The sequence below is a fragment of the Streptomyces pseudovenezuelae genome (assembly GCF_001513955.1).
GTDB classification, from domain to species: Bacteria; Actinomycetota; Actinomycetes; order Streptomycetales; family Streptomycetaceae; genus Streptomyces; species Streptomyces pseudovenezuelae.
In genome coordinates this window covers 268,917-290,293 of sequence record NZ_KQ948144.1, presented here as the reverse complement: position 1 = coordinate 290,293, position 21,377 = coordinate 268,917, and the positions used below count along the sequence as shown (strand labels likewise).

The window sequence follows — 21,377 nt, the reverse complement described above, 5'->3', positions numbered from 1 at the left end:
TGCGCGGCGGTCCTGGGAGGACGTGCCTCAGAATGGGAGACATGCCGATACCCGGGACACCCAGCCGCGCCGAGCTCGTCGACCACCTTGTGAAGACCCGTATCGCGGGCGAGGTGGCCACCCCGCGGGAGAACAACCTCTCCCACTACCGCCAGCTGGCGAACGGCAACCGCCACTACTGGTTCGGGCTGGAGTTCGGGGACCGCTGGACCGACGAGCAGGACGTGCTCGCGGTGATGGCCGAGCGGGTCGGGGTCAACGACGACCCGGAGTACCGCTACGGCCAGGACACCATCGACCCGGAGCTGACCGTGGGCGGTCTGGAGCGGATGGCGGCCCGGCTGCGCAAGGCGGCCGACGGCGCGCAGCGGGTGCTGTTCGCCACCGGTCACCCCGGCGGCCTGCTCGACGTCCACCACGCCACCGCCGCCGCGCTGCGCACCGCCGGCTGCGAGATCGTCGTGATCCCGGACGGGCTGCAGACGGACGAGGGGTACGTCATGCAGTTCGCGGACGTGGCGGTCCTGGAGCACGGCGCGACGCTGTGGCACACCCACTCCGGTGACCCGATGAAGGCCGTCCTCACGGCCCTGGAGCGGGAGGGGCGCCCGCTGCCGGACCTGGTCGTCGCCGACCACGGCTGGGCGGGGTACGCCGGCCGGCACGGGGTGGACTCGATGGGGTACGCCGACTCCAACGACCCGGCGCTGTTCCTGGCGGAGGCCGAGGGGACGGTCCAGGTGACCGTGCCCCTCGACGACCACGTGGTGAGCCCGCGCTACTACGACCCGATGACGGCGTACCTGCTGAGCGAGGCCGGCCTGTCGTAGGCGCCGGTCACCTGGGCGCGCGGACCACGCCCTCCTGGATGACCGAGATCGCCAGCCGGCCGTCCCGCGTGTAGATGCGGGCCTGGCCCAGGCCCCGGCCGCCCGAGGCCGACGGGGACTCCTGGTCGTACAGGAGCCATTCGTCGGCGCGGAAGGGGCGGTGGAACCACATCGCGTGGTCCAGCGAGGCCCCGACGACGTCCCCGACGGCCCAGCCGCCACGGCCGTGCGCGAGCAGGACCGAGTCGAGGAGCGTCATGTCGGAGACGTACGTGGCGAGCACGACGTGCAGCAGCGGGTCGTCCGCGAGCTTGCCGTTGGTGCGGAACCAGACCTGGGAGTGCGGTTCGCGCGGCTCGCCGAACTTCCCGTAGGGCGGCTCGTCGACGTACCGCAGGTCGATCGCCTCGCGGGCCTCCAGGAACCGCTCGACGACCGCCGGGTCCAGGTGGTCGTAGCCGTGCAGCCGGTCCGCGGAGGTGGGCAGCGTGGCCGGGTCGGGGGCGGCCGGCATGGCGGCCTGGTGGTCGAAGCCGTCCTCGTGCCGCTGGAAGGAGGCGGAGAGGGCGAAGATCGGCTGGCCGTGCTGGACCGCGAGCACGCGGCGCGCGGTGAAGGACCGGCCGTCGTTCATGCGGTCGACGGTGTAGACGATCGGCGCGCCCGGGTCGCCGGGGCGCAGGAAGTACGCGTGCAGGGAGTGGGCGAGCCGGTCCTCGGGGACCGTGCGCCCGGCGGCGACCAGCGCCTGCGCCGCGACCTGCCCGCCGAAGACGCGCGGGACGACGGCGGCGCGGGAGTGGCCGCGGAAGATGTCCTCCTCGATCTGCTCGAGGTCGAGCAGATCGAGGAGGTCCTGGAGTGCCTGGCTCATGGAGCTGTTGTACCGGCCGGTGATCTCGCGCGGCTTACAGGCCCATGTCCTTCGCGATGATCGACTTCATGATCTCGTTGGTGCCGCCGTAGATGCGGTTGACGCGGTTGTCCGCGTACAGGCGGGCGATCGGGTACTCGTTCATGAAGCCGTAGCCGCCGTGCAGCTGGAGGCAGCGGTCGATCACGCGGTGGGCGACCTCGGTGGCGAACAGCTTGGCGCTGGCGGCCTCGGCGGGGGTCAGCTCGCCCGCGTCGAGGGCCTCCAGGGCGCGGTCCACGACGGCCTCGGCGGCGTCGACCTCGGCCTGGCACGCGGCCAGCTCGAACTTGGTGTTCTGGAAGGAGGCGACCGGCTTGCCGAAGACGGTGCGCTCCTGGACGTACTGCTTGGCGAACCGGACGGCGGCCTTGGCCTGCGCGTAGGCGCCGTAGGCGATGCCCCAGCGCTCCGAGGCGAGGTTGTGGCCGAGGTAGTAGAAGCCCTTGTTCTCCTCGCCGAGGAGGTCCTCGACGGGCACCTTGACGTCGACGAACGCGAGCTCGGCGGTGTCGGAGGTCTTCAGGCCGAGCTTGTCGAGCTTGCGGCCGACGGAGTAGCCCTCGGACTTGGTGTCCACGGCGAACAGGGAGATGCCGAAGCGGCGGTCCTCGGCGGAGGACGGGGAGGTGCGGGCGGCCACGATCACGCGGTCGGCGTGGACGCCGCCGGTGATGAAGGTCTTGGCGCCGTTGAGGACGTAGTGCGTGCCGTCCTCGGAGAGCTTGGCGGTGGTCTTCATGCCCGCGAGGTCGGAGCCGGTGCCCGGCTCGGTCATCGCGAGGGCCCACATCTCCTCGGCGGAGACGAACTTCGGCAGGAAGCGCTTCTTCTGCTCGTCGGTGGCGAGCATCTTGATGTACGGCAGTCCGAGCAGGACGTGCACACCGGAGCCGCCGAACTGGACACCCGCGCGCGAGGTCTCCTCGTACATCACGGCCTCGAACTTGTACGAGTCGATGCCGGCGCCGCCGAACTCCTCGTCCACGCGGATGCCGAAGATGCCGAGCTCGGCGAGCTTGTAGTAGAAGTCGCGCGGCGCCTGGCCGGCCTGGAACCACTCGTCGTAGACGGGGACGACCTCGGCCTCGATGAAGGCGCGCAGGGTCTCCCGGAACGCCTCGTGGTCCTCGTTGAACACCGTACGGCGCACCGCCGCCACCTCCACCTGACTCAAAGGGTCCATGTCTAAGCGCTTGCTCAGATCAACGGTACCGGCGAGTACGAAGAGGCGTCCAGAGCTGATCCCGTAACGCTCGTCACGCCGCCCACGGTCCGTGGCCACTCAGCCGTTGCGGCAGGGGGCCGACACGTGCAGCCCCTTCAGGTAGCGGTCGCACTCGTCCGCAGGGAGTTCTTGCGGCGCGAGATCACACAGCACCTTCTGCCACGCGGCCACATCGACGACCCGTCGCACCAGGCTGCCGTCCGAGCCGAAGGTGGTCATCGCGCCGTCGTCGCCCGGCAGCAGGCCCGTGACCGTGGCGCCCTTGCCGGTCGCCTCGTCCGGGAGTGTCCAGGCCCCGCGGGACTCGCCGGTGGCGGCGTCCCAGAACTGGAGTCCCGAGGAGCCCCCGGCCTGGACGAGGAAGGCGCTGTCTCCACTGAACGCCAGAGCCGTTCCGTCGCTCGCCGCGGACGTGGCCCGCACGAGCCGCCCGCCGGACACGTCGAGGGTGGAGATGAGCCCGTCGGAGTTCAGCACCGCGACGCGCTCCCCGTGCGCACTGACCACGACGTCAAGCCCGTACTGCGTCCAGACCGGCCGGATCGACACCCTGCGCACCCGTTGGAAGCCCTTGCCCCCGGCCCACTTCCACACGGTCAGGACGTCGTCGTCCCCCACCGTGGCCAGGGTGGTGCGGTCGGCACTGACGGCGACGGAGGTGTCCGGGGCGACGGGATCGAAGGGTATGGACTGCACGGTCCGCCAGGTCCGGGTGTCCAGGACGTACACCGCGGACTCGCTCTCCGACATCGCCACCACATGAACGCCGTCGGCCAGGAAGGCAAGCACCGCGAACATGTCGTCACCGGTAGCGTGGCGCCCCAGTCGACTGCCGTCCTTCGGACGCCACAGCGAGACGACGCCGTCCTGCGCCACCACGGCGCGGGTGCCGTCGAGCGAGGCCACCAGCGTGTCCCCGCGCAGTTCATGGTCGAGGCCGCGCAGCGGTATGCGGCCCACCGTCCGGACACCTCTGCCGGTGACGGACCAGACGTCGGTGCCGGATGCGTCGGTACGGAAGGCGGTGCGGTGGTCCGCGCTCAGGTTCGCGGGCTTGAGATGCGGCGGGTTCGGAAGCTGGACACCTTCCTGGTAGCGGGCCGTGGAGAAGAGGGAGACGGCGCCGTCCTGGGAACCGGCGGCCACCCATCGGCCGTCCCCCGAGACCGCGATGCTGAACACCGGCCAGGTGAAGGAGCCGAGGGTTCGGGGATGGCGCAGCTCCGCGTCATAGACGTTGACCTCGCGGTCGTCGGCGACGTACACGGCGCTGCCCGCTGCACCGGGCAGAGCGAGCGCTCCGACGCCCTCGACGGGCTTGCCGCCCTCGCCGCCCTTACGGGAGACGAGGCGGCCCTCGGAGAGATCCCACAGCTCACGCCGCTCGCCGATGAACGCCTGGGAGCCGTCGGCCGACAGGATGACCCGGGCTGTCGCCGGCACCTTCGGGCGAGGGAGACCACGAATGACCCGCCAGCCGCTCCAGGTCGTGGAGCCGCTCGCGAGGCTGCGGATCCGACCGGTCTCGTAGTCGAGCGCCAGGAGGCGGTTCGACTCGTCGAAGCCGAGGGCGAGGCTGTCCGGGCGCACCGTCTGCTCGCTGATCAGCCGCCCGCTCCTCACGTCCCAGACCGCGGCGCGGAATTCCTCCGATTCGTTGGAGGCGTAGAAGGAAGCAGCGATCCGCCGTCCGTCTCCGGAGAAGGCGAACGCCCGAAGGTGTTGCAGGGCCGTGGCCAGGTCCCCGCCCTGACTGGCCGTGATCCGTCGGATGAGCTTGTGGCGGGTGACGTCCCAGAGGGCGATCCGGTTGTACGGTTCTTCGACCGCCAGGGTGCCGCCGTCCGCGCTGAACTCGATGCCCCCGCCACTCTGCGGCCAGCTTGCGTTTTCCAGGTGAGGCAGTTCCCTGCCTTCGGCGATGTCGTACAGGTGAATGCGCTGCGGCGCCGTGCCGACCAGCGCGCCGGGATCGAAGTCCGAGTAGTAGGCCAGCATTCCTCCGTCACGACTGATCGCGACCTCGGTGGCACCGACGTTGCCCGCCCCGCGGTAGTTGACCACCGCCTCGTGGCCGACCTGGAGGTGCCGGACCACGCTGTCGTTGGCTGCGACCGCTTGTGCCATGGCCTGCGCCGACTCACCCGTGGGCCGGACCGCCTGGGCGTACAGGGCGAACTGGGCGGCCTTGCGGGGGTCCTTGGACGCCAGGGCGAGGGAGCGGGCGGCCAGCGCCTGCGAGGCGGAGGTACGGGCGCGCGCCAGAGCCTCGCCCCGTTGCTGCCAGGCGACGACACCGGCCACGACCGCGGTCAGCGCCAGCGCGAGGAGGCCGACCACGAAGTACCGCAGGATGCGCACTGCCTTGCGCTGAATGTGCAGGTCGGTGCTGTCCAGCGCGTCCTTCGCCATGCCGTGCAAGGGCGCGGCCAGCCCCGCCACCCGGTCTCGGAAGTCGGAACCCGGCTTCATCGACCGCTGGTCGGCGTCACGGAATCCCCTGAGGTCGACCCAGAGCGGCTCGGCGGCGAAGGCCCCCTGCAACCCGGGCGGCAGCACGTCGGTGTACGCCCAGTCGAAATCGCGCGCATCAGGGTCCCAGACGAGGTTCCCGTCGCTGAGGGCGATCAGGAACTGCTCCATGCCGTGGTTGCGGCTCCAGTAGCCGATCTCCTCGCGCACCCACCGCGACCGTGCGGCCTCGGGGGAGGCGAGATAGATGAAGTAGCGGCACTCGGCGAGCGCGGCCTTGATGGAACCGTCGAGGTCGTGGTTGGCCGCGAGGCTGGTGGTGTCGCGGAACACCTTCAGTTTGGAACGCCGCAGCCAGGGCGTCCGGAGGATGTCATGCAGCCCGCTCTCCACGGCCTGCGCCAGCGGAACGTCCCGCTTGTGACTGTATGAGATGAACGCGTCGCGCTGCACTGCCGTTCCCCCGAAGTTCCTGCGCGTGCCCGTGGATTGCACTCAGCAGGGTGGCACAAGGAGTCCGAGGCAGAGCCGGGTTCCTGTGAACGGGGCCGCGACAGGAGGCCGAGGAGCTGTGGCGATGCCCGGTCAGGCGGCGTCGCCGGCCGCCGCGAACGCCCCCCTGGCCATGCGGTGCAGCAGCTCCGCGGTGGCGCCGCGCCCCGGGAGCGAACCGGGGCGGCCCAGGTGCGGGGTGGAGTTCAGGAGCCCGAAGACGGAGTGCACGGCCGAGCGGGCGGCGGGTTCCGTGAGGCCGGGGTAGACCTCGCGCAGGATCTCCACCCACAGCTCGACGTACTGCCGCTGGAGCTGCCGCACCAGCTTGCGGTCGCTGTCCCGGAGGCGGTCCAGCTCGCGGTCGTGCAGGGTGATCAGGGGGCGGTCGTCGAGCGCGAAGTCGATGTGGCCCTCGATCAGCGAGTCCAGCAGCACCTCGGGGTCACCGCCGTCCGACTCGGCGACCCTGCGCTTGCCGCCGGTCAGGAGCTGGCCGCTGATGCCGACCAGCAGCTCCGCCAGCATCGCGTCCTTGCCCGCGAAGTGCCGGTACAGCCCGGGCCCGCTGATCCCGACGGCCGCGCCTATCTCGTCCACGCCCACGCCGTGGAACCCGCGCTCGGCGAACAGCCGCGCGGCCTCCTTGAGGATCTGCTCGCGGCGGGTGGGGGCGTCGGTTCTGGTGGCCATGGAAGCAATTCTAGACAGGGAGGTTAGCGGTCGTTAACCTAATGGAAATGGTTAACGCTCATTAACAGGCGATCACTGGGTGAGGGGACCGCGGGACATGGATCAGGCACCCGAGCTGACGAGCGCGGCAGACCCCGCGTCGGCGGCCTGGAAGGCCAACGAGGAGGCCCACCGGGCCCTCGTGGACGAGCTGCGCGACAAGCTCGGCGCGGCCAGGCTGGGCGGCGGCGAGAGGGCGCGCGAGCGGCACACCGCGCGCGGGAAACTGTTGCCCCGGGACCGGGTCGACACCCTCCTGGACCCCGGCTCGCCCTTCCTGGAGCTGGCTCCGCTCGCCGCCGACGGGCTGTACGACGGACAGGCCCCGGCCGCCGGGGTCATCGCCGGGATCGGGCGGGTGAGCGGGCGCGAGTGCGTGGTCGTCGCCAACGACGCCACCGTCAAGGGCGGCACGTACTACCCGATGACGGTGAAGAAGCACCTGCGCGCGCAGGAGGTCGCCCTCGACAACCGTCTGCCGTGCATCTACCTCGTGGACTCCGGTGGCGCCTTCCTGCCGATGCAGGACGAGGTCTTCCCGGACCGTGAGCACTTCGGGCGGATCTTCTACAACCAGGCCCGGATGTCCGGCGCGGGCATCCCGCAGATCGCGGCGGTGCTCGGCTCGTGCACGGCCGGGGGCGCCTACGTCCCCGCCATGAGCGACGAGGCCGTCATCGTCCGCAACCAGGGCACGATCTTCCTCGGCGGCCCTCCCCTCGTGAAGGCCGCCACCGGTGAGGTCGTCACCGCGGAGGAGCTCGGCGGCGGCGAGGTGCACTCCCGGATCTCCGGGGTCACCGACCACCTCGCCGAGGACGACGCCCACGCGCTGAGGATCGTGCGGAACATCGCCGCGACCCTGCCCGCGCGCGGGCCGCTGCCGTGGTCCGTCGAGCCGGCGGTGGAGCCCAAGGTGGACCCCCACGGCCTCTACGGCGCGGTGCCGGTGGACTCCCGCACCCCCTACGACGTCCGGGAGATCATCGCGCGGATCACCGACGGCTCCCGGTTCGCCGAGTTCAAGGCCGAGTTCGGGCAGACCCTGGTCACCGGGTTCGCCCGGATCCACGGCCACCCGGTCGGGATCGTCGCCAACAACGGCATCCTGTTCTCCGAGTCGGCCCAGAAGGGCGCCCACTTCATCGAGCTGTGCGACCAGCGCGGCATCCCGCTGCTGTTCCTCCAGAACATCTCCGGCTTCATGGTCGGCAGGGACTACGAGGCCGGCGGCATCGCCAAGCACGGCGCCAAGATGGTGACCGCGGTCGCCTGCACGCGCGTGCCCAAGCTGACCGTGGTCGTCGGCGGTTCGTACGGCGCCGGGAACTACTCGATGTGCGGCCGGGCCTACTCCCCGCGCTTCCTGTGGATGTGGCCCAACGCCAAGATCTCCGTCATGGGCGGCGAGCAGGCCGCGTCCGTCCTCGCGACCGTCAAGCGGGACCAGCTGGAGCAGCGGGGCGAGGACTGGTCCGCGGCGGACGAGGACGCCTTCAAGGACCCGATCCGCGCCCAGTACGAGCGCCAGGGCAACGCCTACTACGCGACCGCCCGCCTCTGGGACGACGGGGTCATCGACCCGCTCGACACCCGTCAGGTGCTCGGCCTGGCCCTGACCGCATGCGCCAACGCGCCGCTGGGCGACCCCCAGTTCGGCGTCTTCCGGATGTGAGGACCCATGTTTGACACAGTGCTTGTCGCCAACCGGGGCGAGATCGCGGTCCGCGTCATCCGCACCCTGCGCGCCCTGGGCGTGCGCTCGGTGGCGGTCTTCTCCGACGCCGACGCCGACGCGCGGCACGTCCGGGAGGCCGACACCGCCGTACGCCTGGGACCGGCGCCGGCCTCCGAGAGCTATCTGTCCGCCGAGCGCCTCCTGGAGGCCGCCGCCCGCACCGGCGCCCAGGCCGTCCACCCCGGCTACGGCTTCCTCGCCGAGAACGCGTCCTTCGCGCGCGCGTGCGCCGACGCCGGGCTGGTCTTCATCGGGCCGCCCGCCGAGGCGATCGCCCTCATGGGCGACAAGATCCGCGCCAAGGAGACCGTCGAGGCGGCCGGCGTCCCGGTCGTGCCGGGCGGCCGGGACCCCGAACTCGCCGAGGCCGCGCGCGCGTTGGGCGCCCCGGTGCTGCTGAAGCCCAGCGCGGGCGGCGGCGGCAAGGGCATGCGACTGGTCCGGGACCTCACGGTCCTGGAAGAGGAGATCGCGGCCGCCCGCCGCGAGGCCCGCACCTCCTTCGGCGACGACACCCTGCTCGTGGAGCGGTGGGTGGACCGGCCCCGGCACATCGAGATCCAGGTGCTGGCCGACGGCCACGGCAACGTGATCCACCTCGGCGAGCGCGAGTGCTCCCTCCAGCGCCGGCACCAGAAGATCATCGAGGAGGCGCCCAGCGTCCTCCTCGACGAGACCACGCGCGCGTCGATGGGCGAGGCCGCGGTCGAGGCGGCCCGCTCCTGCGGCTACCGGGGCGCGGGCACCGTCGAGTTCATCGTGCCCGGCGACGATCCGTCCTCGTACTACTTCATGGAGATGAACACCCGCCTCCAGGTGGAGCACCCGGTCACCGAGCTCGTCACCGGCCTGGATCTGGTGGAGTGGCAGCTGCGGGTCGCGGCGGGCGAGCGGCTGCCGTACGGGCAGGAGGGCGTCTCCCTCAAGGGACACGCGATCGAGGCCCGCGTCTGCGCGGAGGACCCTTCAAAGGGCTTCCTCCCGTCCGGCGGCACCGTGCTCCGGCTCCACGAACCCCAGGGCGACGGCGTCCGCACCGACTCCGGGCTCAGCGAGGGCACCGAGGTCGGCAGCCTGTACGACCCGATGCTGTCCAAGGTCATCGCCTACGGCCCGGACCGCGCGACCGCGCTCAGGAAGCTGAGGGCGGCCCTCGCGGGGACGGTGACGCTGGGCGTGCAGACCAACGCGGGCTTCCTGCGCCGGCTGCTGGCCCATCCGGCGGTGGTCGCGGGCGAGTTGGACACCGGGCTGGTCGAGCGCGTGGTGGACGACCTGGTCGCCACGGACGTGCCGGACGAGGTGTACGAGGCCGCAGCCGCCGTACGACTGGAGGCGTTGCGTCCCCCCGAGGGCGGCTGGACCGATCCGTTCGCGGTGCCGAGCGGCTGGCGGATGGGGGGCCTCGGGAAGGACCTCGGATTCCCCCTCCGGGTGCAGGAGCCCGTGGAGTACGTCCCGCGCGGCACCCACACCGTTACCGAAGACCGGGTCGCCGTCACCCTCGACGGCGTCCGCCACACCTTCCACCGGGCCGGTGACTGGGTGGGCCGGGACGGCGACGCCTGGCACGTGCGCGACCACGACCCGGTGGCCGCGTCCCTCACCCGCGGCGGGCACGCAGGCGCCGACTCCCTCACCGCCCCCATGCCCGGCACCGTGACCGTCGTGAAGGTGGCGGCCGGGGACGAGGTGGCGGCCGGGCAGAGCCTGCTCGTCGTCGAGGCGATGAAGATGGAGCACGTCATCTCCGCCCCGCACGCCGGCACGGTCGCCGAGCTGGACGTCACGCCGGGCACCACGGTCGCCATGGACCAGGTGCTTGCGGTCATCACCCCCGTGGAGGACGAGCGATGACACTCCCCATGGTCGTACCGGAGACAGGTCTCCCGGCCCGCGTCCGCATCCACGAGGTCGGCGCCCGCGACGGCCTGCAGAACGAGAAGTCGACCGTGCCCACCGAGGTCAAGGCGGAGTTCGTGCGCCGCCTGGCCGACGCGGGACTGACGACCATCGAGGCGACGAGCTTCGTCCACCCCAAGTGGGTGCCTCAACTCGCGGACGCTGAACAGCTGTTCCCCCAGCTCGCCGACCTGCCCGTGGACCTCCCGGTGCTCGTCCCGAACGAACGCGGCCTGGACCGCGCCCTGGCCCTCGGGGCCCGCCGGGTCGCCGTGTTCGCGAGCGCCACCGAGTCCTTCGCCAAGGCCAACCTCAACCGCACGGTCGACGAGGCCCTGGCGATGTTCGACCCGGTCGTCGCGCGGGCCAAGGCCGAGGGCGTGCACGTCCGCGGCTACCTCTCCATGTGCTTCGGCGACCCCTGGGAGGGCGCGGTCCCGGTCCCCCAGGTCACCAAGGTCTGCCGTGCCCTGCTCGACATGGGCTGCGACGAACTCAGCCTCGGCGACACCATCGGGGTGGCGACACCGGGGCACGTACGGGCACTGCTCACCGAACTCGACGTCCCCGTCGAGAAGGTGGGCGTGCACTTCCACGACACGTACGGCCAGGCCCTCGCCAACACCCACGCCGCCCTCCAGCACGGCGTCACCACCGTGGACGCCTCCGCGGGCGGCCTCGGCGGCTGCCCGTACGCCAAGTCCGCCACCGGCAACCTCGCCACCGAGGACCTCGTGTGGATGCTTCAGGGCCTCGGCATCGACACCGGTGTCGACCTCGGCCGTCTCGTCGCCACCAGCGCCTGGATGGCCGAACACCTGGGCCGACCCAGCCCGTCCCGCACCGTCCGCGCCCTCTCCCACCAGGAGTGAACCCCCGATGGACCACCGCCTCTCCCCCGAGCTGGAAGAACTCCGCCGTACCGTCGAGGAGTTCGCCCATGACGTAGTGGCGCCGAAGATCGGCGAGTACTACGAACACCACGAGTTCCCCTACGAGATCGTCCGCGAGATGGGCCGCATGGGCCTGTTCGGGCTGCCGTTCCCCGAGGAGAACGGCGGCATGGGCGGCGACTACCTGGCGCTCGGCCTCGTCCTCGAGGAACTCGCGCGCGTGGACTCGTCGGTGGCGATCACCCTGGAGGCCGGCGTCTCCCTCGGAGCCATGCCGATCCACCTGTTCGGCACGGAGGAGCAGAAGCGCGAGTGGCTGCCCCGGCTGTGCTCGGGCGAGATCCTGGGCGCCTTCGGCCTCACCGAACCGGACGGCGGCAGCGACGCCGGAGCGACGCGTACGACGGCCCGGCTGGACCCGGACACCGACGAATGGGTCATCAACGGCACCAAGTGCTTCATCACCAACTCCGGCACCGACATCACGGGCCTGGTCACCGTCACCGCCGTCACCGGGCGCAAGCCGGACGGCAAGCCGCTGATCTCCTCGATCATCGTCCCCTCCGGCACCCCGGGCTTCACGGTCGCCGCGCCGTACTCGAAGGTCGGCTGGAACGCCTCGGACACCCGTGAGCTGTCCTTCTCCGACGTCCGGGTCCCGGCGGCGAACCTGCTGGGCGAACAGGGCCGCGGCTACGCCCAGTTCCTGCGCATCCTCGACGAGGGCCGGATCGCCATCGCGGCCCTGGCGACCGGGCTCGCGCAGGGCTGTGTGGACGAGTCGGTGAAGTACGCCAAGGAGCGGGAGGCCTTCGGGCGGCCCATCGGCGCCAACCAGGCCATCCAGTTCAAGATCGCCGACATGGAGATGAAGGCCCACACGGCCCGCCTCGCCTGGCGGGACGCGGCCTCGCGGCTGGTCTCCGGCGAGCCCTTCAAGAAGGAGGCCGCCCTCGCCAAGCTGTACTCCTCCACGATCGCCGTGGACAACGCCCGCGACGCCACCCAGATCCACGGCGGGTACGGCTTCATGAACGAGTACCCGGTGGCCCGTATGTGGCGCGACTCCAAGATCCTGGAGATCGGCGAGGGCACGAGCGAGGTCCAGCGGATGCTGATCGCACGGGAGTTGGGGCTGGCCGGGTAGGGCGCGGCCCACAGGGCACCCACGGCTTCGACGGGGCGGCACCCCGCCCTCTGGACATTTGATGAGGTTAGGCTAACCTACCTTCGAACTTGTCCGGCGGGCGCTCCGCCCCGTTCGAAAGCAGCCACACATGTCCAACGCAAGAGCCGCCCATCTCACCCGCCGTGGCATCCTCGCCGCGGGCGGCGCACTCGGCCTCGGCGCCGTGCTCGCGGCCTGCGGTGACGACGACGCCGGCAGCGAGGGCTCCGGCAAGGGCACCACGGCCGCGAAGTCCGGGGCGTGGACCTTCAAGGACGACCGCGGCACGACCGTGAAGCTCGACAAGGTTCCCACGAAGATCGTCGCCTTCGTCGGCGTCGCCGCCGCGCTCCACGACTACGGCATCGAGGTCAAGGGCGTCTTCGGCCCCACCAAGACCAAGGACGGCAAGGCCGACGTCCAGGCCGGCGACATGGACGTCAGCAAGCTGACCGTCTTCGGCAACGTGTGGGACCAGTTCAACGTCGAGCAGTACGCGGCCTTCGCGCCCGAGGTCCTCATCACCACGACCTTCGACAGCGCCGGCACCCTCTGGTACGTCCCCGCGGCCTCCGCCTCCAAGATCGCCAAGCTGGCGCCGAGCGTGGCGATCTCCGTCTACGACCGTCAGATCACCGCCCCCCTGCAGCGGGTGTGGGAGCTGGCCGAGTCCCTCGGCGCCGACATGACGGCGGCGAAGGTCACCGACGCGAAGAAGCGGTTCGAGTCGGCCTCGGAGCGGTTGCGGGCCGCCGCCAAGGCCCACCCCGACATCAAGGTGCTCGCCGGGTCCGCGGCCCAGGACGTCTTCTACGTCTCCGGCACCAACCTCTCCATCGACCTGGAGTACTTCAAGGCGCTCGGCGTGAACTTCGTGGAGCCCCCGGCGTCCGTACTCAAGGCCTCCGGCGGCTGGTACGAGTCGCTGAGCTGGGAGAACGTCGACAAGTACAAGGCCGACATCATCATGATGGACGACCGTACGGCGACCATCCAGCCGGCCGACATCACCGAGGCGACCTGGAAGAAGCTGCCCGCGGTGAAGGCGGGTCAGGTCATCGCACGGTCGCCGGAGCCGATCCCGTCGTACGACAAGTGCGTGGCGATGGTGGAGAACCTCGCCAAGGCGATCGAGACCGCCAAGAAGGTCAGCTAGCCCCCTCACGTCTTCCTGAGCCTCAGGAGCCCTGCATGACTACGGCCGTAGCCGCCCCGTTCCGTTTCTTCTCCCTCCAGGTCGCGCGGACGAGGCGGCTCGGGCCGTCTCTGGTCCGGGTCAGCTTCACCGGGGAGGACCTTCAGCACTTCTTCTCCGACGGACACGACCAGTCACTGTCCCTCTTCCTCCCGGCTGCGGGGCGGACCGAGCCCGGCGTCCCCGTCGAACTCGGGGACGGCTGGTGGCAGGCCTGGCGGGAGCAGCCGGACGAGGTGCGGGCCGTGATGCGGTCGTACACCCTGCGGGGCCTGCGGCGCGATCCCGACGAGATCGACATCGACTTCGTGCTGCACGAGCCGGCCGGGCCCGCGTCCACCTGGGCCGCGCGCGCCCGCGCCGGCGACCGGGTCCAGCTGCTCGGGCCCGCCGTCGCCGACAACCGGGCCATCCGGTTCCGCCCGCCGGCCGACACCGACCTGGTGCTGATGTGGGGCGACGAGAGCGCCCTGCCCGCCGTCTCCGCGATCCTGGAGGCCCTCCCCGCCGGGCAGCGCGCCCGCGTGTGGCTGGAGGTGCGTGACGCCGGGGACATCCAGGACCTGGCGACCGACGCGGACGCCGAGATCACCTGGCTCGTCGGGGAGAAGGCACCGGATCTCATCCGTGACACCCAACTCCCGCCCGCCGAGCGGCCGTACGTCTGGATCGCGGGCGAGTCCGGGTGCGTGAAGGAGCTGCGGCGGCACTTCGTGCGCGAGCGCGGGGTCGACCGGCGCCGGGTCACCTTTGTCGGGTACTGGCGGCAGGGGATGACCGAGGAACAGCTGCGGGCGGCCGAGTAACTCCCCCCGACGTGACGGCGGTCACGGGTGGGGCAGGTTTCGGCTCAAGTTAATTAGGTTAGGCTTACCTAAGTTGAAGCCCGGGTATCCGCCCCGCTCCTGCCCCGTCCCGCACGGATCGTCCCCACCGGAGGACCCCCACATGCGCTCGCACCTGCTCAACGACACGACCGCGGAGAGCTACCGCCGCTCCGTGACCGAAGGAATCGAGCGGGTGGCGGCCAAACTCGCCACCACCACCAGGCCGTTCACCGGCGTCACCGTCGACGCCCTCTCCCCCCGCATCGACGAGATCGACCTCGACAAGCCCCTGCTGGACACGGCCGCGGTGCTCGACGAGCTGGAGGACGTCTACCTCCGGGACGCGGTCTACTTCCACCACCCCCGCTACCTCGCCCACCTCAACTGCCCGGTCGTCATCCCGGCCGTGCTCGGCGAGGCCATCCTCTCCGCCGTCAACTCCTCCCTGGACACCTGGGACCAGTCGGCCGGCGGCACCCTCATCGAACGCAAACTGATCGACTGGACGACCGCACGCATCGGTCTGGGACCGGTCGCCGACGGCGTGTTCACCTCGGGCGGGACGCAGTCCAACCTCCAGGCCCTGCTCCTGGCCCGCGAGGAGGCGAAGCCGGCGCGGGACGGGTGGGAAGGCCCGGCCGCCTTCACCGCCCTGCGCATCTTCGCCTCCGAGGTCAGCCACTTCAGCGTCAAGAAGTCGGCCAAACTGCTCGGCCTGAGCCCGGACGCCGTGGTCTCGATCCCCGTCGACCACGACAAGCGGATGCAGACCGTGGCCCTCGCCCGCGAGCTGGAACGCTGCCGCCGCGAGGGCCTGGTCCCGATGGCCGTCGTCGCCACCGCCGGCACCACCGACTTCGGCTCCATCGACCCGCTGCCCGAGATCGCCGAGCTGTGCGAGCAGTACGGCACCTGGATGCACGTCGACGCCGCCTACGGCTGCGGACTGCTCGCCTCGGTCAAGTACCGCGACCGCATCGACGGCATCGAGCGCGCCGACTCGGTCACCGTGGACTACCACAAGTCCTTCTTCCAGCCCGTGAGTTCGTCCGCCGTGTTGGTCCGCGACGCCTCCACGCTGCGGCACGCCACCTACCACGCGGAGTACCTCAACCCGCGCCGCATGGTGCAGGAACGCATCCCCAACCAGGTCGACAAGTCCCTCCAGACCACCCGCCGCTTCGACGCGCTCAAGCTGTGGATGACCCTGCGCGTGATGGGCGCCGACGGCGTCGGCCAGCTCTTCGACGAGGTCTGCGACCTGGCCGCCGAGGGCTGGAAGCTGCTCGCCGCCGACCCCCGCTTCGACGTGGTCGTCGCCCCGAGTCTGTCCACGCTGGTCTTCCGCTACATCCCGGCCTCGGTCACCGACCCGGCCGAGATCGACCGCGCCAACCTGTACGCCCGCAAGGCCCTGTTCGCCTCCGGCGACGCGGTGGTCGCGGGCACGAAGGTCCAGGGCCGCCACTACCTGAAGTTCACCCTGCTCAACCCCGAGACGACGGTCGAGGACATGTCCGTCGTCCTCGACCTGATCGCCGGCCACGCCGAGCAGTACCTGGGAGAGTCCCTTGACCGCGCGTCCTGACAACCCGTCCACCACCTACGACTTCGTGGGGATCGGGCTCGGCCCGTTCAACCTGGGCCTCGCCTGCCTCACCGAGCCCATCGCCGAACTCGACGGCGTCTTCCTGGAGTCGAAGCCCGACTTCGAGTGGCACGCCGGCATGTTCCTGGAGGGCGCCCACCTCCAGACCCCGTTCATGTCGGACCTGGTCACCCTCGCCGACCCGACCTCGCCGTACTCCTTCCTCAACTACCTGAAGGAGAAGGGCCGGCTGTACTCGTTCTACATCCGCGAGAACTTCTACCCCCTGCGGGTCGAGTACGACGACTACTGCCGCTGGGCCGCGAACAAACTGAGCAGCGTCCGCTTCGGTACGACGGTGACGGAGGTCCGGTACGAGGACGACCTGTACGTCGTGACGACGTCGGCCGGTGACGTGTACCGCGCCCGCCACCTGGTCCTCGGCACCGGCACCCCGCCGTACATACCGGAGGCCTGCCGGGACCTGGACGGCGACTTCATCCACAACTCCCGCTATGTGCAGCACAGAAGCGAGCTGGTGAAGAAGGAGTCGATCACCCTGGTCGGCTCCGGACAGTCCGCCGCCGAGATCTACTACGACCTGCTCGGCGAGATCGACGTCCACGGCTACCGGCTGAACTGGGTGACCCGCTCCCCGCGCTTCTTCCCCCTCGAATACACCAAGCTCACGCTGGAGATGACCTCCCCGGAGTACATCGACTACTACCGCGAGCTGCCCGAGGCCACCCGCTACCGGCTCACCGCCGAGCAGAAGGGCCTGTTCAAGGGCATCGACGGCGACCTCATCAACGAGATCTTCGACCTGCTCTACCAGAAGAACCTCGGCGGCCCGGTCCCCACCCGGCTGCTCACCAACTCCTCGCTCAGCAGCGCGCGCCACGAGAACGGCACGTACACGCTCGCCTTCCGCCAGGAGGAGCAGGAGAAGGACTTCGAGATCGAGTCCCAGGGCCTGGTCCTCGCCACCGGCTACAGGTACGCCGAGCCGGAGTTCCTGGCCCCGGTCAAGGACCGCCTGGTGTACGACTCCCAGGGCAACTTCGACGTGTCCCGCACCTACGCGATCGACGTGACGGGCAGAGGCGTCTTCCTCCAGAACGCCGGCGTCCACACCCACAGCATCACCAGCCCCGACCTGGGCATGGGCGCCTACCGCAACAGCTGCATCATCCGAGAGCTGCTCGGCACCGAGTACTACCCGGTCGAGAAGACGATCGCGTTCCAGGAGTTTTCCGTATGAGCACCACCGCCGTGGGCACCTTCACCTTCCGCCCCCTCGACCCCCTGAAGGACGCCGAGCTGCTGCACGGGTGGGTCACCCACCCCAAGGCCGCGTTCTGGATGATGCAGGACGCGAAGCTGGAGGATGTCGAGCGCGCGTACATGGACATCGCGGCCGACGAGCACCATCACGCGCTGCTGGGCCTCGACCGGGACGGCGAGCCCGCCTTCCTGATGGAGAAGTACGACCCCGCCCACCGCGAGCTGGTGGGGCTGTACGAGCCCCGGCCCGGTGATGTCGGCATGCACTTTCTCACCCCGGCCACCGACCGGCCGGTGCACGGGTTCACCCGGTCCGTCATCACCGCCGTGCTGGCGCACCTCTTCGAGGACCCGGCGGCCCGGCGGGTGGTCGTGGAGCCCGACGTCTCCAACAAGGCCGTCCACGCCCTGAACGAGGCGGTCGGGTTCGTGCCCGAGCGCGAGATCCAGAAGCCGGAGAAGAAGGCCCTGTTGAGCTTCTGCACGCGGGAGCAGTTCGCGGCGGCCACGGGGGTGGCCGTATGAGCCTCGCCGACACCGTGGCGCACCTGTCCCCCGAGCGCTGGGAGACGGCCAACCGCCTGCTGGTCCGCAAGGCCCTCGCCGAGTTCGCCCACGAGCGGCTGATCGAGCCGGAGGAGACGGACAAGGACCAGTACGTCGTCCGCAGCGACGACGGAAAGACCCGCTACGACTTCACGGCCGTACGCCGCTCGCTCGACCACTGGCAGGTCGACGCCGACTCCCTGACCCGGCACCGCGACGGCACCGAACTCCCCCTCGCCGCGCTGGACTTCTTCATCGAGCTGAAGAACACCCTCGGTCTGAGCGACGAGATCCTGCCGGTCTACCTGGAGGAGATCTCCTCCACCCTCTCGGGCACCTGCTACAAGCTCACCAAGCCCCGCATCCCGGTGGCGGAGTTGGCGAAAGCCGGCTTCCAGGACATCGAGACCGGCATGACCGAGGGCCACCCCTGCTTCGTCGCCAACAACGGCCGGCTCGGCTTCGGCATCCACGAGTACCTGTCGTACGCCCCCGAGACGGCGAGCCCGGTCCGTCTGGTCTGGCTCGCCGCGCACCGCTCCCGCGCCGCCTTCACGGCCGGGGTCGGCATCGAGTACGAGTCCTTCGTACGCCAGGAGCTGGGCGAGGAGACCGTCGAGCGCTTCTACGGCGTCCTGCGCGACAAGGGCCTCGACCCGGCCGAGTACCTCCTCATCCCGGTCCACCCCTGGCAGTGGTGGAACAAGCTCACCGTCACCTTCGCCGCCGAGGTCGCCCGCGATCTGCTGGTCTGCCTCGGCGAGGGCGACGACGAGTACCTGGCCCAGCAGTCGATCCGGACCTTCTTCAACAGGTCCCACCCGGAGAAGCACTATGTGAAGACGGCCCTGTCCGTCCTCAACATGGGCTTCATGCGCGGGCTTTCGGCCGCCTACATGGAGGCGACCCCGGCCATCAACGACTGGCTGGCCGCCCTCATCGACGGCGACCCGGTCCTCAAGTCCACCGGTCTGTCGATCATCCGCGAGCGGGCCGCCGTGGGCTACCGGCACCTGGAGTACGAGCAGGCCACGGACCGCTACTCGCCGTACCGCAAGATGCTGGCCGCGCTGTGGCGCGAGAGCCCGGTCCCGTCCCTCCGGGACGGCGAGTCGCTCGCCACGATGGCCTCGCTGGTGCACGTCGACCACGAGGGCCGGTCCTTCGCGGGCGCGCTCGTCGAGCGCTCCGGGCTCGCCCCGGCCGACTGGCTGCGCCGCTACCTGCGCGCCTACTACACCCCGCTGCTGCACAGCTTCTACGCCTACGACCTGGTGTACATGCCGCACGGCGAGAACGTCATCCTGGTCCTGAAGGACGGCGTGGTCGAGCGGGCGGTCTACAAGGACATCGCCGAGGAGATCGCCGTCATGGACCCGGACGCGGTGCTGCCGCCGGCGGTCGAACGGCTGCGGGTGGAGGTCCCGGACGACAAGAAGCTGCTGTCGATCTTCACGGACGTCTTCGACTGCTTCTTCCGCTTCCTCGCCGCGAACCTCGCCGCGGAGGGCGTGCTGGAGGAGGAGGACTTCTGGCGCACGGTCGCCGAGGTCACCCGCGACTACCAGCACTCGGTGCCGGAACTGGCCGACAAGTTCGCGCGGTACGACATGTTCGCGCCCGAGTTCGCCCTGTCCTGTCTCAACCGCCTCCAGCTGCGCAACAACAGGCAGATGGTGGACCTCGCGGACCCGTCGGGCGCGCTGCAGCTGGTCGGCACGCTGAACAACCCCCTCGCGGGCCTGTAGGACGGCCCGGCAGGCGGGCGGGGCCCGGGAGTACGGTCCTCCCGGGCCCCGTCTCTTTCCGGCTCTTCTGGTGCCTCTTGAGCACCCGGGCCGCACAGCATCGTCATAGTGAGTGCCACTACGGTCCACATCTTGCCGTGACCGCGCTCCTTGGGGGAGACGAGACGATGATGTCCGAGCACACGCCCCAGCAGGCCCTGGACGACCCGGCGACAGGCTTCCAGGCGCAGGACATCGCGGCGGTGCACGCCTATGCGGGCGCGTTCTGCGGCAGGCCGGGCCCCGCGGCGGACCTCGCCGCGGCGGTGCTGGCCGGCCGGCCGGGGCCCGCCGCGCGCACGGACCTGCTCGCCGACGTACGACGGACGGCTTTCGGGTGGCTGCGGGACGAGCGCGCCGGACTCCTCCGCCCCGGCTTCCGGGACTGGGCCCGGCGGGCGGGCGAGCGCTTCGGTACGACGGACACGCTGCGGCTCGTGGAGCACGACGCGCTGCTGCTGCGGGCGTTCGGGGAGCTGGCCGACCAGTCGCGGGCCGCGCTGTGGCTGTGTCTCGCGGAGGGCGAACCGGCCTTCGCCGCCCGCGTGTTGAACACCTCGGAGGACTTCGCCGCCTCGCTGGCCGAGTCGGCCCGTTCCCGTCTCGCCGACACCTTTCTGCGGCTGCGCGCCGAGCACACGGCCGACGCGCGCTGTGTGCACTACGGCGGGATGCTCGGCGCGATCGCCCGCGGCACGCATCGTGAGACCCCGGCCGATCTCGAACAGCACCTGGAGACCTGCGAGTTCTGCGCCCACGACATCGCGTTGCTGCGCACGCTCACGTCGGGGGGTGCGCCGGAGCTCCGGCCGCTGCTCGTCGACCGGCTCCTGGTGTGGGGCGGCCCGGACTACCGCGCGGCGAGGCCGGGGGTGCGCAAGGCCCGCCCGGCAGCCGCGGAGCGGGCGTCCCGGAGCGGGCCGGGGAGGTGGGCCGGGATGAGGTTACGGGGGCGGGGAGCGCGGGCCGGTTCCGTGGCTCCCGCGGGATCGGGGGCCGGGGCGTCCCGCGCGGACCGGTCGGCCCCGGACGGCCCCGCCGCCCTCGACAGCCCGGTCACGGCAGGTTTCCCCGGCGCACCGGACACGCCCGCGGCCCCGCTCCCCCCGGGCCCCCGCCGCCCGGTGCTCGCCATCGCCGTGGCCGTGGTGGTGACCGCGGCCGCCACCGCCGTGGCGCTGAGTCTGCTCTCCGGTGTGGGGTGGAGCGAGCGGTCCGCCGGTTCCTACGGTCCGCCGCCCGCCGGGCCTCAGCGGTCCGCCTCTGCCTCTGCCGGGGCGGGGACCGTGCTCGCCACCGTCGCGCTGAAGGGGGCGGCCGAGCCCGGGAGGTGTGTCGGCGCCGCCGCCGGTGGGTCCCCGGACAACGTCCCCGCGCCGGCCGCGTGCGACGGGGGTGCGGGGCAGCGGTGGCGGGTCGTCGACCTCGGTGGCGGGGCCGTCGCTCTGCAGCACGTGGCGTCGACGTTCTGCCTGGACATCGCGGGCTACCGGGCCGTGGGCGACCCCATGCAGCTGCGGCCGTGCGCCTACACGCAGGGGACCGCCGCGCCCTACCCCGAGGACCAGGCGTTCCTCCTCAAGGCCCACCAGGACCGGACCTTCGGCCTGGTCTGCCAGGACAACCCGGCGATCGCCGTGGGGATCACGAACGGCGAGGTGCGCATGCTGTCCTCCGCGACCGCGGGCAGCGCGGTCCGCTTCGCCCTCGACGACGCCCTGGCCGCGGCGCTGGGCGACTGAGGCCCGATCGTTCCGCGACGGCCGGGCCGGGCTCCCCCGC

Annotated in this window: 16 protein-coding genes; 12 read left to right on the top strand and 4 right to left on the bottom strand. The window is 70.9% G+C overall.

All coding sequences use genetic code 11. The features are described 5' to 3' along the window. Nucleotides 1–41: 41 nt before the first annotated feature. The gene (locus AQI94_RS01275; RefSeq protein WP_031044240.1) at nucleotides 42–830 is read left to right on the top strand and encodes a phosphatase; all 789 of its coding nucleotides are present in this window, start codon (nucleotides 42–44) and stop codon (nucleotides 828–830) included. 7 nt (nucleotides 831–837) lie between these two features. On the opposite strand, the gene AQI94_RS01270 is transcribed toward AQI94_RS01275, so the two are convergent. From AQI94_RS01270 to AQI94_RS01255, 4 genes are all read right to left on the bottom strand, one after another. Continuing rightward, entirely contained in the window at nucleotides 838–1,704 is an 867-nt protein-coding gene (locus AQI94_RS01270; protein WP_031044243.1) for an acyl-CoA thioesterase, read from the bottom strand. A 34-nt stretch (nucleotides 1,705–1,738) separates the two neighbouring features. After that, nucleotides 1,739–2,896 (bottom strand): acyl-CoA dehydrogenase family protein, encoded by a 1,158-nt coding sequence (locus AQI94_RS01265; RefSeq protein WP_031044246.1) that lies wholly within the window; start codon nucleotides 2,894–2,896, stop codon nucleotides 1,739–1,741. A 132-nt stretch (nucleotides 2,897–3,028) separates the two neighbouring features. Continuing rightward, nucleotides 3,029–5,896, bottom strand: a complete 2,868-nt coding sequence (locus AQI94_RS01260; protein WP_031044248.1) for a toll/interleukin-1 receptor domain-containing protein — start codon at nucleotides 5,894–5,896, stop codon at nucleotides 3,029–3,031. Nucleotides 5,897–6,028: 132 nt separating this feature from the next. Further along, complete coding sequence (locus AQI94_RS01255; protein WP_031044252.1) at nucleotides 6,029–6,628, bottom strand: SACE_7040 family transcriptional regulator; 600 nt, start codon at nucleotides 6,626–6,628, stop codon at nucleotides 6,029–6,031. Nucleotides 6,629–6,725: 97 nt separating this feature from the next. Between AQI94_RS01255 and AQI94_RS01250 the strand changes: the two genes are divergently transcribed. From AQI94_RS01250 to AQI94_RS01200, 11 genes are all read left to right on the top strand, one after another. Further along, complete coding sequence (locus AQI94_RS01250; RefSeq protein ID WP_031044255.1) at nucleotides 6,726–8,342, top strand: carboxyl transferase domain-containing protein; 1,617 nt, start codon at nucleotides 6,726–6,728, stop codon at nucleotides 8,340–8,342. Nucleotides 8,343–8,348: 6 nt separating this feature from the next. After that, nucleotides 8,349–10,262 carry an acetyl/propionyl/methylcrotonyl-CoA carboxylase subunit alpha gene (locus AQI94_RS01245; RefSeq protein ID WP_031044258.1) on the top strand — a complete coding sequence of 638 codons (1,914 nt, stop codon included), beginning with the start codon at nucleotides 8,349–8,351 and terminating at the stop codon, nucleotides 10,260–10,262. Then, nucleotides 10,259–11,179, top strand: coding sequence for a hydroxymethylglutaryl-CoA lyase (locus tag AQI94_RS01240; RefSeq protein ID WP_031044261.1), 921 nt, complete (start codon nucleotides 10,259–10,261; stop codon nucleotides 11,177–11,179). Before AQI94_RS01245 ends, AQI94_RS01240 begins: the two co-directional genes overlap by 4 nt. Before the next feature lie 7 nt (nucleotides 11,180–11,186). After that, nucleotides 11,187–12,347, top strand: a complete 1,161-nt coding sequence (locus tag AQI94_RS01235) for an acyl-CoA dehydrogenase family protein (protein WP_031044265.1) — start codon at nucleotides 11,187–11,189, stop codon at nucleotides 12,345–12,347. Nucleotides 12,348–12,477: 130 nt separating this feature from the next. Then, nucleotides 12,478–13,524 (top strand): ABC transporter substrate-binding protein, encoded by a 1,047-nt coding sequence (locus AQI94_RS01230; RefSeq protein WP_031044266.1) that lies wholly within the window; start codon nucleotides 12,478–12,480, stop codon nucleotides 13,522–13,524. A 35-nt stretch (nucleotides 13,525–13,559) separates the two neighbouring features. Next, nucleotides 13,560–14,369, top strand: coding sequence for a siderophore-interacting protein (locus AQI94_RS01225; RefSeq protein ID WP_031044269.1), 810 nt, complete (start codon nucleotides 13,560–13,562; stop codon nucleotides 14,367–14,369). A gap of 142 nt (nucleotides 14,370–14,511) precedes the next feature. After that, the gene (desA, locus tag AQI94_RS01220; protein ID WP_031044272.1) at nucleotides 14,512–15,978 is read left to right on the top strand and encodes a lysine decarboxylase DesA; all 1,467 of its coding nucleotides are present in this window, start codon (nucleotides 14,512–14,514) and stop codon (nucleotides 15,976–15,978) included. Further along, a complete protein-coding gene (locus AQI94_RS01215) occupies nucleotides 15,962–17,239 on the top strand; it encodes a lysine N(6)-hydroxylase/L-ornithine N(5)-oxygenase family protein (RefSeq protein ID WP_031044274.1) in 1,278 nt (425 codons plus the stop codon). Before desA ends, AQI94_RS01215 begins: the two co-directional genes overlap by 17 nt. Next, complete coding sequence (locus tag AQI94_RS01210) at nucleotides 17,236–17,787, top strand: GNAT family N-acetyltransferase (RefSeq protein ID WP_031044277.1); 552 nt, start codon at nucleotides 17,236–17,238, stop codon at nucleotides 17,785–17,787. Before AQI94_RS01215 ends, AQI94_RS01210 begins: the two co-directional genes overlap by 4 nt. Continuing rightward, on the top strand, nucleotides 17,784–19,556 hold the full coding sequence (locus AQI94_RS01205; protein ID WP_031044280.1) for an IucA/IucC family protein: 1,773 nt from the start codon (nucleotides 17,784–17,786) through the stop codon (nucleotides 19,554–19,556). The genes AQI94_RS01210 and AQI94_RS01205 overlap by 4 nt, the downstream gene beginning before the upstream one ends. Nucleotides 19,557–19,693: 137 nt before the next feature. Continuing rightward, a complete protein-coding gene (locus AQI94_RS01200; protein ID WP_159050629.1) occupies nucleotides 19,694–21,337 on the top strand; it encodes an RICIN domain-containing protein in 1,644 nt (547 codons plus the stop codon). The last annotated feature ends 40 nt before the right edge of the window (nucleotides 21,338–21,377 follow it).

What these genes read in the sequence shown, in the direction of transcription:
- AQI94_RS01275 (WP_031044240.1), top strand. Translation starts at nt 42, where the DNA reads ATGCCGATACCCGGGACACCCAGCCGCGCCGAGCTCGTCGACCACCTT.
- AQI94_RS01270 (WP_031044243.1), bottom strand. Translation starts at nt 1,704, where the DNA reads ATGAGCCAGGCACTCCAGGACCTCCTCGATCTGCTCGACCTCGAGCAG.
- AQI94_RS01255 (WP_031044252.1), bottom strand. Translation starts at nt 6,628, where the DNA reads ATGGCCACCAGAACCGACGCCCCCACCCGCCGCGAGCAGATCCTCAAG.
- AQI94_RS01250 (WP_031044255.1), top strand. Translation starts at nt 6,726, where the DNA reads ATGGATCAGGCACCCGAGCTGACGAGCGCGGCAGACCCCGCGTCGGCG.
- AQI94_RS01245 (WP_031044258.1), top strand. Translation starts at nt 8,349, where the DNA reads ATGTTTGACACAGTGCTTGTCGCCAACCGGGGCGAGATCGCGGTCCGC.
- AQI94_RS01240 (WP_031044261.1), top strand. Translation starts at nt 10,259, where the DNA reads ATGACACTCCCCATGGTCGTACCGGAGACAGGTCTCCCGGCCCGCGTC.
- AQI94_RS01235 (WP_031044265.1), top strand. Translation starts at nt 11,187, where the DNA reads ATGGACCACCGCCTCTCCCCCGAGCTGGAAGAACTCCGCCGTACCGTC.
- AQI94_RS01230 (WP_031044266.1), top strand. Translation starts at nt 12,478, where the DNA reads ATGTCCAACGCAAGAGCCGCCCATCTCACCCGCCGTGGCATCCTCGCC.
- AQI94_RS01225 (WP_031044269.1), top strand. Translation starts at nt 13,560, where the DNA reads ATGACTACGGCCGTAGCCGCCCCGTTCCGTTTCTTCTCCCTCCAGGTC.
- desA (WP_031044272.1), top strand. Translation starts at nt 14,512, where the DNA reads ATGCGCTCGCACCTGCTCAACGACACGACCGCGGAGAGCTACCGCCGC.
- AQI94_RS01210 (WP_031044277.1), top strand. Translation starts at nt 17,236, where the DNA reads ATGAGCACCACCGCCGTGGGCACCTTCACCTTCCGCCCCCTCGACCCC.
- AQI94_RS01205 (WP_031044280.1), top strand. Translation starts at nt 17,784, where the DNA reads ATGAGCCTCGCCGACACCGTGGCGCACCTGTCCCCCGAGCGCTGGGAG.